Origin of the sequence: Paenibacillus sp. FSL H3-0457 (assembly GCF_037981725.1) — a bacterium.
In the GTDB taxonomy this organism is placed as follows: Bacteria; Bacillota; Bacilli; order Paenibacillales; family Paenibacillaceae; genus Paenibacillus; species Paenibacillus amylolyticus.
Window position 1 is genome coordinate 674,328 of the sequence record NZ_CP150283.1, and the last position, 15,580, is coordinate 689,907.

Sequence of the window (15,580 nt, forward strand, 5' to 3'; positions counted from 1 at the left end):
ATTTAGAAGAGCAAAACATTCAAAGAGTAGATACATGATTCGTACACGCCATTATCGAAGTGAGATTGTAGCCGATTTCCCCTGAAAGCAACATGTACCAGAGCCAAAGTCAATCTGGAGATCGCTGTCAGTCTGACTTATATGCGGCAAAAAAGACATGGGGGACAAGACTGCACAGCGAGCAAGGATAAACCCTTTCAGTTTACCGCATGATCAAGCCGGAGAGTGTATTCGGGCAAATCAAGAACAATCGGGTTTTCAAGATTTCTGTTTCACGAATTGGGAAAAAACGGGTATTGAGGTTAGGTGGCTTTTCCTTGCCTACAATCTACTCGAAAAAGCGGCAATGATGGAAAAGAGGCTGTCCCATAAGTCATAAAAATGGGTAGGGACAGCTCTGTTTTCTAAATTGTAAAACAAAAAGAAACCGTTCCTTAGTAAAATGGAAGTGCAACCCACCATTTGAAAGGAGACGGTTTCTTTGTACATTCAATATACCATGGATCAACTTTTCTTGCCAATGGATTTGGAGACAGATATCCCGAAAACCACCTCGTTCGTGTTGTAAATGACGCAATCAATCGCCTGAGCGATTCCGTTTTCAACTCGGCGTATCCTGGCGGGGGCCGCCATAGCTATCATCCCAAAATGCTCACCAAAATCATCATCTATGCCTACACCCAACGCATCTATTCATCCCGGCAAATCGCCAAGGCTGTTCGCGAAAATATCATGTTCATGTGGCTCGCTGGGCGGCAACAACCGGATTTTCGGACCATCAATCGCTTCCGTTCCGAGCGGATGAAAGAGGTACTGGAAACGGTGTTTACCCATGTGCTGGAACTGCTGGTTCAGGAGCAATACGTGTCCATGGATCACTACTTTCTGGACTTAACCAAGCTTGAGGCGAATGCGAATCGGTACACCTTTGTCTGGAAAAAGGCTGTCGTCAAGTACCAGGCCAAGCTGCAAGAAAAAGTACATACCCTGTTCCAAACCATCGAAGCGGCCGAAAGTGAAGAAGGTGCGCTCTATGCGGGTACAGCCCTCCCTAAGCTCGGGGAAGCTTCTGCACTCACGGCAGAAAAGCTGGAAAAAGCCGTTGAGCAACTGGAGGAATCTTTACAAGAAAAACCGAAAAACAAAATCGTAAAGAAAGCCGTACGCCAGTTACGCAAAGACTTGCTACCGCGGCTGCAAAAGTATGAGCACCAGATTCAAACCGCAGGGGAGCGGAATAGCTATAGCAAAACCGATCCAGACGCAACGTTCATGCAAATGAAAGAAAATCATATGCGAAATGGTCAATTGAAGCCTGGGTACAATGTGCAGATTGGAACGGAAAACCAGTTTGTTTTGGGTTACACGGTGCACCAGCGACCCACAGACACGAAATGTCTGAAGCCCCATCTCGATCATTTCGAAGAAACGCTCGGCAAAAGACCGAAGACCGTCATTGCGGATGCAGGATATGGAAGTGAAGAGAGTTACAGCTTTTTCGAAGAGCAAAACATCCATGCAATCGTCAAATATGGGATGTACCACAAGGAGAAAACCAGGGCGTGGAAGCAAGCGATTGGCAAGGTGGACAACTGGAGCTACAACGAAACCGAAGATACATGGACTTGTGCGGCTGGGAAGACGTTACGCTTTCGGTACGAAAGCGAGACGGTCACGGAAAGTGGTTACACGATTCGTACCCGCCATTATCGAAGTGAAGATTGTAGTACATGTCCTCTGAAAGCAACATGCACCAAAGCCAAAGGCAATCGGGAGATCGTGATCAGTCTGACCTATATGCGGCAAAAAAACGAGATGCGAGAACGACTGCGCAGCGAGGAAGGATACACCCTTTCGCGCATGACGGAGCCAGAGAGTGTGTTTGGACAATTCAAAAACAACCGGGGATTCCGAAGATTCCTGCTTCGCGGCTTGCAAAAAGTAAGCCTGGAGATCGGGTGGTTTTGCCTTACCCACAATCTAATTAAAAAAGCCGCAATGACGGAAAAACGCAAAAAGGACAAAGCAGAGGTTTATCCTGCTTTGTCCTTTTTTGAACCTATGAGTGTTATTTCTTTTTGCCGATACGCTTTTCAGGGCTTATGAGACAGGTCTTTTTTTGTTAACGATGACCGCCCTCAATCTGTCTGCGAGGGTTTGTGATCTTGCCCATTTTATCGGTGTCGTTTTCTTTGGGAACCAACCGCTCATCGGTTCTTCCTTCGTGGTGATTATCATATGCATATTCCGTCAGTTTCCATTCCGACTTGCCAAGAACGGGATCAGCCGGGAAATGTTGCCCCCGGTGCAGATGTTCCTCACGTCCGGCTTCGTTGATGTAAACTCCGTCTACTTCCACCTTTTCATGCGAAAGGGGCAGCATATCTTGTTCTTTGCGGTCCATGAGACGACGCCTCCTTTGGATACCAGTAATTTAACTGTATGGGTTGTCCGTGATAATATCCCCCGAATAGTTCGGTGTTATGCTGGATATATTAATTCCGTATAGAATGGTGGCAATCTTAACATATGATTCGGAATTAAACTTTTTGGGCATGAAAACCGTTATATTCATTAGAGGAAATCGTCAAGTCGTAAGATACTTCCGAATATGCTACAATAAGATTATGATTCATTCCGAATCATATCGGGTATTTATAGTGTCAGGTACTTGCTTTCTAGCGAGGTTCCCGACCTAAAGCTTGCTTTAAGCCGCGCACACAACTTCATGGATGGCATTTAAGACTTATTCGGCATTCTCTAAACGGAGCATTCACTTTCAACGTTTTGGGAGGGAATTACAATGGCAACGAAAGGTCACAATGAGGTCAAAGAAAGTTTGAGGGAAATGACTCGGATTTTCCGTCCTAAGGATCCAAAAAAATTCGTGAAGGAGTACGTGAGAAAATACCGGATTACGGGTGGATATGAGGAAGAATTGACTTCTGTGGTTGAGCATGAGCTTGTCAAGATGGATTCTTCCGTGTCCTGAAACAACACACAACTCTGATTATACTGTTCCGATAATGAATAGAACCGTCTCTCGGGCGTTAAGCTCCGGAAGGCGGTTTTTTTTGCGTTCCTGCTGCATATATATGGTAGTACACCTACAGCGGGAAGGATGAATGCATGTGGACCCTATTTTGAAAACCAAAGAAGAGATTGGCTACATGCGGGAAGCAGGAAGAATTGTGTGGAGCTGTCACCAGCATATTGAGCAGTGGATGGTCCCTGGTATCACGACAGCAGCGATTAATGAGCGGGTGGAAGAGTTTCTGGCAGCACGAGGAGCCACACCGGAGCAAAAAGGGTATAAAGGATATCCTTACGCGACGTGTGCCTCTGTTAATGAAGTGGTCTGCCACGGATTTCCTGGGGAAGAGGAGTTGGCGAGCGGGGATGTAGTGACCATCGATATGGTGGTGAACAAAGACGGCTGGCTTGCTGACTCGGCCTGGACATATGGAATTGGTGAAACAAGCGGATCCATTCGCAAGCTGATGAGGCGCACGGAGAAGGCACTTGAGCGGGCGATTGCCCAGGCAGTTCCAGGGAATACACTCGGAGATATTGGAAGTGCCATTGAACGAACAGCCAGACTGTATCGGTACGGGATTGTGAAGCCTCTCATCGGTCATGGGATTGGTCAATATATTCATGAACCCCCAAATGTTCTGCCTTATGGCAAACGTAGAACGGGCACGATGCTCACCGAGGGCATGGTTATTACGATTGAACCAATCTTTACAAAAGGCAGTTCTGGGGCCGTTGTCTGGGATGAAGATGGATGGACGGTAAGGACGGTAGATGGCAGCTGGGGGGTCCAGTATGAGCATACGGTTGCGATTACTGGGAATGGCCCCTTGATTCTGACCGATGGCACGTGAGATGAAGTCAGTGAATAAGAGGACTTGAGTTGAACTTTCTCCCAAATGCTCCATGCTGTTTTGAGCTTAAAGATAGCGGTATGGAGCGGTAGGCATGTCTTCTGAATAGATATGGAAGAGGTTTTCCATATATTCTGATCTTTCTTTTGCATAATAGCACATGTTTTCAATGTGAGAAAAATCACCAATAAATCGAGTTTTATCACCGAAATTTGGCAAAAATTTTCAAATGTAGAGTGTAATACTTTTAACTGAAATCGTTTGCAAATCAAGTTGTAGAGCGGTTTTTTACATAAAGTGAACAATTTGTGAACATGTGTCCAAAGATTGACAAAATCATACCCTCAACTTATATTTAATAAGTGATTGAAGCATATAGAATGAATTGGAAGAATGCGCAGACATGCCCTGAGCAGGAAATCACGGGAGTACTGGAAGCGTTATTTTTCTAAGCGTTCTGTATGATGAAGAGGATTATGCGTATCGTGCTGAAACGTACCTTTTGTTGCCTTTCTACCGAACGACAACGGTAATCTACGAAAACGTAAAAAAGTGGGGTAGATCAATGATGAAACAGTGGCAGGTTGCAAAGCGAATTCTCCCCTTGCTGGCGGTGTTCTCTTTGCTGCTATCCGCATGCGGGCGGGAAGACTTGTCGGTAATGAAACCTCAGGGTCCTGTAGCGCAAGGCCAATATGATCTGATGAAGTTATCCATCGCGATTATGATCGTGGTGCTCATCATTGTATTTGCCATAGCGGCCTATGTTCTGATCCGGTTTCGTAGACGAGCCGGGCAGACTGAGATGCCCGAACAGGTTGAAGGTAATTTCAAGCTGGAAGTAATCTGGACAGCCATTCCGTTATTGCTGGTTATTGTTCTGGCAGTACCGACGGTCCAAACGATTTTTGCCCAAGGCGAAGATCTGTCCAATGACAAAAATGCACTTAAGGTCCAAGTCACCTCGCATCAGTACTGGTGGGAATTCACTTATCCTCAATATGACGTAACCACCGCTCAAGATCTCATCATCCCGACCGGAACAAAAATTGCATTCGAATTAAAAACCGCTGACGTGCTTCACTCCTTCTGGGTGCCGTCACTTGCGGGCAAAATGGACACAAACCCGGATGGAACACTTAACAAGTTCAGTTTCTCTGCACCGAATGAAGGCGTTTACCGTGGTAAATGTGCCGAATTATGTGGCAGATCGCATGCTTTTATGGAGTTTAAGGTAAAAGCAGTGAGTCAGGAATCCTTTGACAGATGGGTGAACCAGATGAAAGCACCTGCAGTCCTTCCTGAAGACACTCAATTGGCCGAAAAGTTCAAAACAAACTGCCTTTCTTGCCACGCTGTTGGTGATCAAGGTGGACCGGTTGCACCTAACCTGACGGGAATCGGCGGCAAGGAATCTGTCGCAGGCATTTTGCTGAATTCTCGCGAGGGACAGGAAGAAGGTAATCCGGTACTGGATAACATGAAAGAATGGCTCCATGATCCACAATCCGTGAAGCCGGGCAATACCATGCCGAATCCCAAAGATCTTGGGTTGACGGATGAAGAAATCGACGGAATTGCCGAATATCTGGCCAACTACAAATTGGACTATGAATAGAACAGCAAGGACGAAGAAGGGGGTACACAACCTTGGCTCATGCGCATAGCGTCAAGAGGTACAGGGGCTTGATGGATTGGATCACCACCGTCGATCACAAAAAAATCGCCATTCTCTATTTGGTTGCGGGTGGATTTTTCTTTGGAATCGGCGGCATTGAAGCCATTTTGATTCGGATTCAACTGATGAAGCCTATGAATGATTTTGTATCGGCACAGGTCTTCAACGAATTGATTACAATGCATGGAACAACGATGATTTTCCTTGGTGTCATGCCACTTATTTTTGCCATTATGAATGCTGTCGTGCCTTTGCAGATCGGGGCACGGGACGTTGCTTTCCCGTTTCTTAACGCGCTGGGTTTCTGGACATTCCTCTTTGGTGGATTGTTGCTGAACCTGAGCTGGGTTATGGGCGGAGCACCGGATGCGGGCTGGACCTCATATACTCCGCTTTCGGGCAGTGAGTACAGTGGAACGCATGGTGTGGATTTCTACACCATTGGCCTTCAGATCGCGGGTCTGGGAACGCTCATCGGGGGCATTAACTTTCTCGCAACGATTATTACAATGCGTGCTCCAGGCATGTCCTACATGCGGATGCCGATGTTTACATGGACGACATTTATTACATCTGCCATTATCCTTTTTGCTTTTCCTGCCATCACGGTAGGGCTTGTACTTTTGACGTTTGACCGTATACTGGGAGCGAATTTCTTCGATGTAGCAGGTGGCGGTAACCCGGTACTCTGGCAGCACATCTTCTGGATCTTCGGGCACCCGGAAGTATACATTCTGATTTTGCCGGCATTTGGTATTATCTCGGAGGTTATTCCGACCTTCTCGCGTAAACGGTTGTTCGGATACAGCTCCATGGTATTTGCCACCATCCTGATTGCCTTTCTGGGCTTCATGGTATGGGCGCATCACATGTTTACAACAGGTCTGGGTAATGTAGCCAACGCGCTTTTCTCCATCTCCACGATGTTGATTGCCGTACCTACCGGGATCAAAATCTTTAACTGGCTCTTTACGATGTGGGGTGGACAGATCCGCTTTACCGCGGCAAACCTGTTTGCTGTTGGATTCGTCCCAACCTTCGTTATGGGTGGTGTTACAGGCGTTATGCTGGCATCTGCTCCGGCAGACTTCCAGTTCCATGATACGTACTTTGTTGTAGCCCACTTCCACTACGTTATTGTAGGGGGACTCGTACTTGGATTGTTCTCGGGACTGCATTACTGGTGGCCGAAGATGTTCGGACGTATTCTCAGCGAAACACTGGGCAAATGGACGTTCTGGACATTTATGATCGGTTTCCAATTAACGTTCTTTGTACAGCATTTCCTCGGTCTGATGGGGATGCAGCGCCGGATCGTTACATACTTGCCGAATCAGGACTTTGACCTGCTCAATCTGGTCAGCTCCGTCGGTGCGTTTCTAATGGGTGTTGGGGTTATCATGTTCCTCGTGAACATCGTGATCACAATGAAAAAACCGGCTGGCGCGCCAAACGATCCGTGGGAAGACGGCCGTACACTGGAATGGTCTATTCCATCTCCGCCGCCGGAATATAATTTCAAGCAGACGCCGCTGGTACGCGGAATTGATGCATATTGGAAGGAAAAAATGGCAGGACATACGGAGATGACACCGGCAGAACCTGTAGGTTCGATTCATATGCCTTCAGCAACGCCGTTGCCGTTTGTAATGTCAGTAGGTATCTTTATCGCCGGACTTGGCTTGATGTTCAGCAATGATGAATTTGGTAATGCATTTATGAATGTCATTTTCAACAATTATATTGTAGTTATTATTGGTCTCGTAATCACATTCGGTGCAATGGCACTTCGTTCACTTTATGATGATCATGGCTGGCATATTGAACCGGAGGATCAGGATGAGAAGGGGGCTAGAACATGACAACCTCACATGCCGAACCGGTGAACGACAAATTGCCGCATGAACCGGAGAAAGCAACGCTGGAAGGCCGTAACAAGCTTATCGCCTTCTGGTTGTTCCTTGGCGGCGAAACGGTACTGTTCGGTACACTCTTTGCTACCTTCCTGGCTCTTCGTGGCCAAACCAATGATGGACCTACGGCGAATGAACTGTTCCACCTGCCACTTGTGGCCGCTGCAACGTTCATTCTCCTGGTCAGTAGTTTGACGAGTGTATTTGCGATTCAGGCCATGCATAAGGGCAAGCGAGATGCACTGGCGTTGTGGCTTGGCATCACGGTAGTACTGGGTATGGGATTTCTCGCACTGGAAATTTACGAGTTCTACGAGTATGTGAAACATAAAGAGTTTGGCATGACCACGAGTGCATTCAGTTCAGCATTCTATACACTGGTCGGGTTCCACGGAGCCCACGTTGCTTTTGGTATTGTGTGGATCGGAATCATTATCGGTCAGCTGTTCAAAAAAGGATTGACGGTCGTAACCGCACCTAAAGTATACGTCTCCGCAATGTACTGGCACTTTATTGACGTGGTATGGGTGTTCATCTTTACGGTCGTGTACCTGCTCGGAAAGGTGGGGTAGCACATGTCGGCACAGGATAAGACAGATCAACAGCCTGTGAAACACCGTCACCGGACGGAAGGGCCACAGAAACACGTCGTGGTGTTTATCTTCTCCATTATTCTTACGCTGATTGCGTTTGCGGCTGCTTCTGCCGGAGGGGTCAACACAACCTTTATCATTATTATTTTGCTCGTCATGGCTATTCTTCAAGTATTCGTTCAATTGGGTTATTGGATGCACTTGAAGGACAAAGGGCACTTGATGCCGATTCTGTTCATGGCCTTTGGCTTTTTCGTAGCCTTTACGTGCATCATTATGGCACTCTATTGGGTCTGGTGGTAAAAGAGATGGCGGCGGCGCAATGCCGCCGTCTTTTCCCCTTTTTGGCGAATGAATCTTCACAAAGTAATGAAGGCAACAACCAAATCAGGTCACGGGGAGGTTTCCCGTATGCTCGGGTTGCAATATTTTAGCTTCAACGATTTATGGAGTCCGCTTATATTGGCTTTATTTCTGATCATTGCTGCGGCTTATCTGGTACTTGTGGGACCGTTAAGTGAGCAAATAAAGGATGCCGAACCTGCGACTGCTGCACAGAAAATCATGTTTATTACAGGGCTGTTTGTCCTGTATCTGGCTCAAGCTGGACCCTTTAATCTGCTTGGTCACGTGATGTTTAGCTTCCACATGGTAAGTATGGCGTTCTCCTATCTGGTAGCTCCGCCGCTGATGATGAAAGGTTTGCCGATCTGGGTATGGCGCAGAATCGTGCGCTGGTTGCCTACACGCCAGCTATCGTTCCTGGCTCATCCGATCGTTGCGGCAGTGCTCTTTAACGGGCTGTTCTCGCTGTATCACCTACCGATTGTACATGATTACGTCATGCTGAATTTTACCGTTCACCGGTTGTATTATATTGCATTGTTCATCACCTCGATGCTCATGTGGTGGACATTGCTGAATCCGTTGCCAGAAGGCAGACAAGCATCGGGGTTATCCAAGATCGGTTTTATTTTTCTGAATATGGTACTGCTTACGCCTGCGTGTGGATTGATTATTTTTGCGTCCGAGCCGTTGTATCAGACGTACAGCAACCCGGCAGTATGGGCTGAAGCCATGCGGTATTGTGTGTCTGGAGATTCTACGGCGTTACTTCGCTCATTCGGTGGGCCTGCGTTCTTCAACTTCCTGTCTTCCGCGAAGGAAGATCAGCAGGTCGGTGGCATTGTAATGAAGTTTATTCAGGAAGGAATCTTCGCCTCGATGTTAGCCTATGTCTTTTTCCAATGGTATCGGAAAGAGAAGCAGGAAGATGATGATGATTCTTATCCTGCAGGAGGCGCAGGGGGGCCGCTTAATCCGGCTGCCAAATAATGAAGTAATGTTCTGACAAGAGGGGGAACACACGATGGATATGTATTTTTGGCTATCAACGATCAGTACTTCTTTCATTGTGATTAGTGCAGTACTGGTGGGGATTGGATGGGTACTGATTATTCGGGGTAAACGTGAGGCTCATCAGTCCGCCATGGTAGCAGGTGCGATTGCAGCTCTAATCTTCTTTGTGATCTATATGTCTCGTACAGTGTTCGTGGGCAATACAGCTTGGGGCGGGGACCCGGATCTGGAGATCTTTTATCGGATATTTCTGATCTTTCATATTATCCTGGCTACCGTGGCAGCGATATTTGGCATCTCCACACTGGTGCTGGGGTTCAAAAAGAAGTTCGGAAAACATCGCCGCTGGGGTAAGTTCACGTCCATGATCTGGTTCGGGTCAGCGCTAACAGGTGTTATCGTGTATGTTCTTCTATATCTCTTATATCCTGGTGGTCATACACGTCCGGTGTGGGAAGTTATCCTCGGCGTATAGAAGTAGAGATATAACCTCCGGTTACTCGGACGTGCTTCACTACTCTCTTCTGAAAATATGAAAATGGACGAATCTAGCAGATCATTCGTCCACGCTTCCTCTCTCATTCATTCATAGAATGAGTTCGAGAGGGGGAAACAAAATGAAAAAAACAGTCAACGTCAGTCAGACGTATCCACGTCTTACCGTGTATTCAGAAGAGAACTACAGAGGGAGAAGCCGCATCTATCGTGGCAACACGGGTCTTCGTAACCTTGACAATATTTTGGATGGGGTGGAGAGCCTGCGCTTTTTCTCAACAAGTTCCAATGCAACACTGGTTGTGTTTACACGTCCTAACTTCCAAGGTGGATTCCGAGTCTTCCGAGGCAACACCAACTTGAGAGATTTGGATGATCTGATCCGTGGCAATGATGTGGAATCCCTGATCTCCACCAATCAACGGTTAACGCTGGCTCAGATTCGCGCAATCCGCAGGGATCGCAGTCTGCCTAGTGGTTATAACCTCGTTTAATCGTAAGTCCTCTTCTTCTAACAGGTGCTAGAGAGCGGCAAAGGGCTGTACCCGAATTGTGTTTACACAATAACGGGTGCAGCCCTTCTTTTGTGATTGGGGAATGATGTTTAATCCCCGCCACCCCCACTGTCTCCGCCGCCACTATCTCCACCGCTGTCATTGCTGCTACCACTATCGCTGTTGTGATGAGAATGTGTGCCTCCTGAAGAATCCGAATCATGATGTTTGTGATCCGGTGCGTGTCTAGCATGTCGATCGTAGGAGTCATCTCCCATAATGACCGGATATCCCGAAGCAGAGTCGGTATAACCGTTGTTACGGCGGATGCGGTGTCTGCCTTTTTTGGCAGAATGACGATGAGGCTCATCCCGGAGGACCAACCAGATTACGACGATAAGGAAAAGGAGGACAAATCCGATCTCTACCAGCCAATCCATAGCTGTAACCTTCCTTTCTAGGATTCGTTACTATAATTTATTTTAACGTAAATTCGTACTGTGTCCCATCCCGTCTTCCTGATTCAGGAAAATTAGGGGTTGACGGGATGAGAAATAGGTCTGTATACTGTGTATATTGATATATACAGTAATCACAGTAAGCAACATGAGTGAATGACAGGTGAAAGGCAGGCATGCATATGAACGAATGGAAGCAGGCGTGGTGGTTGACCCGCAGCCAGATGAGTAAGGATAGGCTCCAATGGCTATGGTCTGCATTATTCATGATATACACTGGCGGTATGAGCGGTGTGATGTTTTTAGGACAACAACAGACAGATATTATTAATCCAGTAGTGGATTCCTTCTTTTTAATCATGTTGCCATTTCAAGGGTTTATGTTCTGCAGGCGCTCCTTCCGTTACATACAGGAAGATTCTTATACGCAGATGCTGGCCTACTATCGTAGAATTCCCATTCCTGAACAAGTGGTGATGTGGTCCAGGCTACAGCAGTCTCTGATGGCGTTTACGTACAATGGAATCTTTTTCTACGGATCGTTATACGTGGTTAACCTTCATGCCGAAGGATTCCGATGGGATCAGTATCTGGCCTTTAGCCTTACCTGTACAGGTTATGGCCTTTTGGTGACAGGGTTCTATATTTACGGAGAGTTTCTGAACAGTGGCAAGAAATACTTGCTTCTTAGTATGCTTTTTATACCATTCGCCATTGTCATATCCATACTGATTCGAATATCAGGCAGTTACGGATTGCGGATTGTAATGGATGGAAGTAAATCATGGGGGCTGCTTTCCCCGATCATGTGGATTTCTCTGGTGGCTGGCGTAGCGGGATTATGGCTGTCTAGTCGTTTTACGCTGAAGAAGCTGGTTCATCGGGATTTGAATTAAAATGAGAATTGAGCTTATGTACGAATACAGGATGAAACCGGCACGGTCAGGTAACAGACTGGAGTGTACCGGAGGGCGAGGTGCAAGATGTGAAAATACCCATTCAAATTAATGAAAATAGCGCTGAACCTTTATACCACCAAATTGAAAATCAGTTAAGATCGTTAATTATTACGGGTCAGTTGGGGGAGGGAACACATTTGCCGTCCATTCGTGAGTTCGCCGGAGCACTGAATTGCAGTGTTATTACGGTTAGACGGGTCTATCAGGATCTGGAGAATGAAGGCTTGCTTCGTACGAAGCAGGGGACAGGTACATTTGTGGCCCAGGTAGAAGCCGGTGACAGAGAAAATTATAGATTAAAGGCCGCACAGGAAGCGATGCAAGCAGCGGTGCAGTCCGGGAAATCGGTAGGCTGTACGGAAGAAGAGATGGAGAGCCTATTCCGGGAAGTCCTGAAGGCTATTTACGTGAAGTAAGGGAGTGATTCATACGTGGAACCCATAGCAATCCAGTTGAACGGCGTATCCAAAATGCGAAAACGCAGAGTTATTGGCCCAATTGATCTGACCATCCCGGAAGGGTATATAGTCGCTATTCTCGGTCACAATGGTTCAGGCAAAAGCACCCTTCTTAACATGTTACAGCAAGTGGTGCTGCCGGATGCTGGGCAGATTATATGGTTTGGTCAGGAACATGATGGGCCACTTCCCATTGAACTGAGACAACAGATTGGTTTTGTGGCAGATAACGCTGGTTCAGAAGAGAACCGGATAACAGCACAAGAAGCGGCCCATTTCCGGGCGTACTGGTACCCTCGTTGGGATATGAAGTTGTTCGACCAACTGATTCAGGATATGGAAGTACCTGTTGATGTGAAGCTGAACAAGATGTCCAAGGGAGAAAGGCGAAAATTTGAGATTGCAGCTGCAATTGCAGCTCGCCCAAGACTATTGCTTTTGGATGAGCCTTCATCAGGATTGGACCCCTTTGCCTGGAAAGTGATGGTTGAGCAGTTCCGTACCTTCATGGCGGGGGGAGACACCACGATTCTGATTGCCACACATATTGCAGACGAAGTCAAAAGGCTTGCGGATTACATCGTATTGATGCACCGTGGTCAGTCGCTGGGGATGGCCGAGAAAGATATGGTGCTCGATCAGTGGAAGGAAGTCTGGTATGAAGGAGACTTAAGACCAGAGAGTATCCCCGGTGTTGTGGAATCTTCTATAGAAGAGGGAGGTCTGGTTCGCGTAATTACAACCCGGGTCAGCGAGGCGCAGGAAAGGCTGGAGCTGTCGAATAACCGAGTATTGAAAATCCGTAACTTGGAATTGGATGAAGTGCTGGCATTCTGGATTGCCGGGTATGCACCCGTACAGTGGAAATAACCGAAGGGAGACGATAAATGATGAACCGATTGGAATTGAAGCAAGTCGTCAAGCAATATGCAGACAAAACAGCCGTTAATGGAGTCACGCTCAATGTAAAAGAGGGGGAGATTTACGGACTGCTCGGAGCCAATGGTGCAGGTAAAACAACAACAATGCGTATGGTGCTCGGACTGATTCACCCGGACGGAGGGAATATCCTGTACAACGGCAAGCCCTATAATACGGAGCTGCAACAGATTATGGGTTATCTTCCGGAAGAGCGCGGATTGTATCCGAAGGTGAAAGTCAGCGAACAGATTAATTACCTGGCACGACTTCGTGGCATGAATGGTAAGGACGCAGATCAGAGCCTCAAGTATTGGCTGAATCGGTTTGAGGTACCTGAGTATTACGATAAGAAGATCGAGGAGTTATCCAAAGGTAATCAGCAGAAAATGGGCTTTATCGCAGCTGTAGTGCATAGACCGCAGATTCTCATTCTGGATGAAGCGTTCAGCGGACTGGATCCTGTCAACGTGGAATTACTCAAATCCACCGTCAAGGAGCTACGTGACGAAGGCACGGCCATTCTGTTCTCAACACACCGTATGGAGCACGTTGAAGAGTTGTGTCGTCAGATCACCATTCTGCATCGTTCCAACACGGTGGTACAAGGAGAGATCAAGGAGATCAAGAGCCGGTATCCGCGTGAACAGGTATTCCTGGGTACGATTGGTAGTGTGGAAGGACTTGAACAGTTGCCTGGTGTGAAGAAAGTCGAGCGAAATGAGCGTGGTTACCTGATACATATTAGTCAGGTGGAAGCGGCTCAAGAGATTCTGAGAACAGCTATGACTCAGACGACAGTGGAACACTTTGAACTGAAGGAACCAACGCTTAACCAAATCTTTATTCGTGAGGTAGGTGAGTCGAATGAATAAAATGGGAACGATTACGGGTTTTACATTCAAAAACAAAGTTAAAACGAAATCATTCATGGTAACGACCATTGTACTTGCACTTTTAATTTCAATCGGACTCAATGTCCCGTATTTCATTACCTTATTTAATGGGGGTTCCATTGGTGGAGCTTCAAGCAGTAATCCTGTAAATATCGGTCTTCTGAGTACAGGGCAACCTGAAGTTTCCGAGAAACTGGAGAGCTTCTCTGCGGCTCAAGGAGATCAGGCCTATCGATTCATTGCCAGTGGTGACAAAGATGAGGCTGCTCTTGCGGCGGATGCGGAAGCAGGGCTTACCGATGGTTATCTGAAGTTTGAAGCTGTTTCCGGGCAAGAGTTCCCGCAGCCCATTCTATATTCAGCAGAAGACGTATCACCTCAGATCATTGCATCCATTGAAGCAGCGTTGCAGAGTGTGAAGCTGGATGTGGTTGTGAAGGATGTACTCACAGCAGAGCAGAAGGAACTGATTACAACACCTGTGAAGCTCACTGAGCAAAGTTTGAGTACAGATGAGAGCGGAGCAGGTACTGAGTCTGAAGGTAAAATGAGCCCGATTAACTATATTGTGGTGTACTTGCTGATCATCCTGCTGTTTACCTCAACGATGATGACAGGTAACATGATTGCCTCAGAGATCACAGCTGAGAAGAGCTCGCGTATTATGGAGATTCTGATTACGAGTGTATCACCGCTCAGTCAGATGTTTGGTAAAATCATCGGTATTTTCATGGTGGGGATGCTGCAAATCGGGATCTTCGGAGCGGTGGTTGCCGGAAATATCTTGCTGCCGCATAACCGTGCAGTATTAGGTGATTTCAATATGAGTGTAAGTGATGTGAATAGTGCAGTTATTGTGTACGGACTCATATTCTACATTCTGGGTTACTTCCTGTATGCCGTGTTGTTTGCTGCCATTGGTTCAATGGTAAGCCGTACTGAAGAACTCGGTCAGGCTGTTCTGCCGATTACGATGTTGTCGCTTGTTTCCTTCTATATTGCGATCTTCAGTATTTCTACGCCGAACATTCTGTTGTTGAAAATCGCAAGCTTCATTCCATTCACGTCGCCGACCGCGATTCTGGTACGAATCGGCGCAGGAGTTGCGCCAACTTGGGAGATTCTAACGTCCTTAGCGATTCTCATCATATCCATTATCATCTTCGGATGGCTTGCAGCCAAAATCTATCGCACAGGTGTGTTGATGTACGGTAAACGTCCAACCTTTAAGGAATTGTTTAAAGCCATGAAGGCATATAAGATCTAGGTTGAGTGTTTTTTAATAAAAAAATGTGTGTTGTCGCAAATAGAGATATGCGTATTTATCCATAAATACGCATATCTCTATTTTAAATTAGCTTGTAGCCATTGGTGGCCAATTTAATGTTGAACGCGCTACATGTTGTTTAATGGTGTTCGATACAAACAGTCAAGAACGAATAATTACTTAGAAGTTATATTTAATTTGGGAT

General features: G+C 46.7%; 16 protein-coding genes and 1 pseudogene. 15 read left to right on the plus strand and 2 right to left on the minus strand.

What is annotated here, in order from left to right; translation table 11 throughout:
- Positions 1-481: 481 nt before the first annotated feature.
- Positions 482-1,989, plus strand: a pseudogene (locus tag MHH25_RS03130) (IS1182 family transposase); the annotation flags it as partial.
- 133 nt (positions 1,990-2,122) lie between these two features.
- Here MHH25_RS03130 and MHH25_RS03135 read toward each other — a convergent pair.
- Entirely contained in the window at positions 2,123-2,404 is a 282-nt protein-coding gene (locus MHH25_RS03135; protein ID WP_340019140.1) for a transposase, read from the minus strand.
- 399 nt (positions 2,405-2,803) lie between these two features.
- On the opposite strand from MHH25_RS03135, the gene MHH25_RS03140 reads away from it, so the two are divergent.
- The 9 genes from MHH25_RS03140 to MHH25_RS03180 all read left to right on the plus strand — a co-directional run bounded on the left by MHH25_RS03140 (position 2,804) and on the right by MHH25_RS03180 (position 10,419).
- Positions 2,804-2,992, plus strand: coding sequence for a hypothetical protein (locus MHH25_RS03140; protein WP_017690840.1), 189 nt, complete (start codon positions 2,804-2,806; stop codon positions 2,990-2,992).
- Positions 2,993-3,125: 133 nt separating this feature from the next.
- On the plus strand, positions 3,126-3,887 hold the full coding sequence (gene map / locus MHH25_RS03145) for a type I methionyl aminopeptidase (protein WP_340019142.1): 762 nt from the start codon (positions 3,126-3,128) through the stop codon (positions 3,885-3,887).
- A gap of 565 nt (positions 3,888-4,452) precedes the next feature.
- Positions 4,453-5,505 (plus strand): cytochrome c oxidase subunit II, encoded by a 1,053-nt coding sequence (coxB, locus tag MHH25_RS03150; RefSeq protein WP_036613183.1) that lies wholly within the window; start codon positions 4,453-4,455, stop codon positions 5,503-5,505.
- 32 nt (positions 5,506-5,537) lie between these two features.
- A complete protein-coding gene (gene ctaD / locus MHH25_RS03155) occupies positions 5,538-7,427 on the plus strand; it encodes a cytochrome c oxidase subunit I (protein ID WP_036613181.1) in 1,890 nt (629 codons plus the stop codon).
- Positions 7,424-8,050 carry a cytochrome c oxidase subunit 3 gene (locus MHH25_RS03160; RefSeq protein WP_047840264.1) on the plus strand — a complete coding sequence of 209 codons (627 nt, stop codon included), beginning with the start codon at positions 7,424-7,426 and terminating at the stop codon, positions 8,048-8,050. Before ctaD ends, MHH25_RS03160 begins: the two co-directional genes overlap by 4 nt.
- A 3-nt stretch (positions 8,051-8,053) precedes the next feature.
- On the plus strand, positions 8,054-8,374 hold the full coding sequence (locus MHH25_RS03165) for a cytochrome C oxidase subunit IV family protein (protein WP_036613178.1): 321 nt from the start codon (positions 8,054-8,056) through the stop codon (positions 8,372-8,374).
- Between the two features lie 108 nt (positions 8,375-8,482).
- Entirely contained in the window at positions 8,483-9,406 is a 924-nt protein-coding gene (gene ctaG, locus MHH25_RS03170) for a cytochrome c oxidase assembly factor CtaG (protein ID WP_076254695.1), read from the plus strand.
- 34 nt (positions 9,407-9,440) lie between these two features.
- Complete coding sequence (locus MHH25_RS03175) at positions 9,441-9,905, plus strand: DUF420 domain-containing protein (RefSeq protein WP_340019144.1); 465 nt, start codon at positions 9,441-9,443, stop codon at positions 9,903-9,905.
- 142 nt (positions 9,906-10,047) lie between these two features.
- On the plus strand, positions 10,048-10,419 hold the full coding sequence (locus tag MHH25_RS03180) for a hypothetical protein (RefSeq protein WP_036613171.1): 372 nt from the start codon (positions 10,048-10,050) through the stop codon (positions 10,417-10,419).
- Positions 10,420-10,529: 110 nt separating this feature from the next.
- Here MHH25_RS03180 and MHH25_RS03185 read toward each other — a convergent pair whose 3' ends face one another.
- Positions 10,530-10,859 (minus strand): hypothetical protein, encoded by a 330-nt coding sequence (locus MHH25_RS03185; protein WP_340019145.1) that lies wholly within the window; start codon positions 10,857-10,859, stop codon positions 10,530-10,532.
- 200 nt (positions 10,860-11,059) lie between these two features.
- On the opposite strand from MHH25_RS03185, the gene MHH25_RS03190 reads away from it, so the two are divergent.
- The 5 genes from MHH25_RS03190 to MHH25_RS03210 all read left to right on the plus strand — a co-directional run bounded on the left by MHH25_RS03190 (position 11,060) and on the right by MHH25_RS03210 (position 15,375).
- Positions 11,060-11,773, plus strand: coding sequence for a hypothetical protein (locus MHH25_RS03190; RefSeq protein ID WP_282319517.1), 714 nt, complete (start codon positions 11,060-11,062; stop codon positions 11,771-11,773).
- 89 nt (positions 11,774-11,862) lie between these two features.
- Positions 11,863-12,252, plus strand: a complete 390-nt coding sequence (locus tag MHH25_RS03195; protein ID WP_036613231.1) for a GntR family transcriptional regulator — start codon at positions 11,863-11,865, stop codon at positions 12,250-12,252.
- Positions 12,253-12,267: 15 nt separating this feature from the next.
- Positions 12,268-13,164, plus strand: a complete 897-nt coding sequence (locus MHH25_RS03200; protein WP_211084178.1) for an ABC transporter ATP-binding protein — start codon at positions 12,268-12,270, stop codon at positions 13,162-13,164.
- A 20-nt stretch (positions 13,165-13,184) separates the two neighbouring features.
- On the plus strand, positions 13,185-14,087 hold the full coding sequence (locus MHH25_RS03205) for an ATP-binding cassette domain-containing protein (RefSeq protein ID WP_036613228.1): 903 nt from the start codon (positions 13,185-13,187) through the stop codon (positions 14,085-14,087).
- Complete coding sequence (locus tag MHH25_RS03210; RefSeq protein ID WP_340019146.1) at positions 14,080-15,375, plus strand: ABC transporter permease; 1,296 nt, start codon at positions 14,080-14,082, stop codon at positions 15,373-15,375. Before MHH25_RS03205 ends, MHH25_RS03210 begins: the two co-directional genes overlap by 8 nt.
- Positions 15,376-15,580: the final 205 nt, after the last annotated feature.

Coding starts and splice junctions, on each gene's coding strand:
- MHH25_RS03175 (WP_340019144.1), top strand. CDS start 9,441: ATGGATATGTATTTTTGGCTATCAACGATCAGTACTTCTTTCATTGTG.
- map (WP_340019142.1), top strand. CDS start 3,126: ATGCATGTGGACCCTATTTTGAAAACCAAAGAAGAGATTGGCTACATG.
- MHH25_RS03205 (WP_036613228.1), top strand. CDS start 13,185: ATGAACCGATTGGAATTGAAGCAAGTCGTCAAGCAATATGCAGACAAA.
- MHH25_RS03135 (WP_340019140.1), bottom strand. CDS start 2,404: ATGGACCGCAAAGAACAAGATATGCTGCCCCTTTCGCATGAAAAGGTG.
- MHH25_RS03180 (WP_036613171.1), top strand. CDS start 10,048: ATGAAAAAAACAGTCAACGTCAGTCAGACGTATCCACGTCTTACCGTG.
- MHH25_RS03165 (WP_036613178.1), top strand. CDS start 8,054: ATGTCGGCACAGGATAAGACAGATCAACAGCCTGTGAAACACCGTCAC.
- MHH25_RS03185 (WP_340019145.1), bottom strand. CDS start 10,859: ATGGATTGGCTGGTAGAGATCGGATTTGTCCTCCTTTTCCTTATCGTC.
- MHH25_RS03210 (WP_340019146.1), top strand. CDS start 14,080: ATGAATAAAATGGGAACGATTACGGGTTTTACATTCAAAAACAAAGTT.
- MHH25_RS03160 (WP_047840264.1), top strand. CDS start 7,424: ATGACAACCTCACATGCCGAACCGGTGAACGACAAATTGCCGCATGAA.
- coxB (WP_036613183.1), top strand. CDS start 4,453: ATGATGAAACAGTGGCAGGTTGCAAAGCGAATTCTCCCCTTGCTGGCG.
- MHH25_RS03140 (WP_017690840.1), top strand. CDS start 2,804: ATGGCAACGAAAGGTCACAATGAGGTCAAAGAAAGTTTGAGGGAAATG.
- MHH25_RS03190 (WP_282319517.1), top strand. CDS start 11,060: ATGAACGAATGGAAGCAGGCGTGGTGGTTGACCCGCAGCCAGATGAGT.
- ctaG (WP_076254695.1), top strand. CDS start 8,483: ATGCTCGGGTTGCAATATTTTAGCTTCAACGATTTATGGAGTCCGCTT.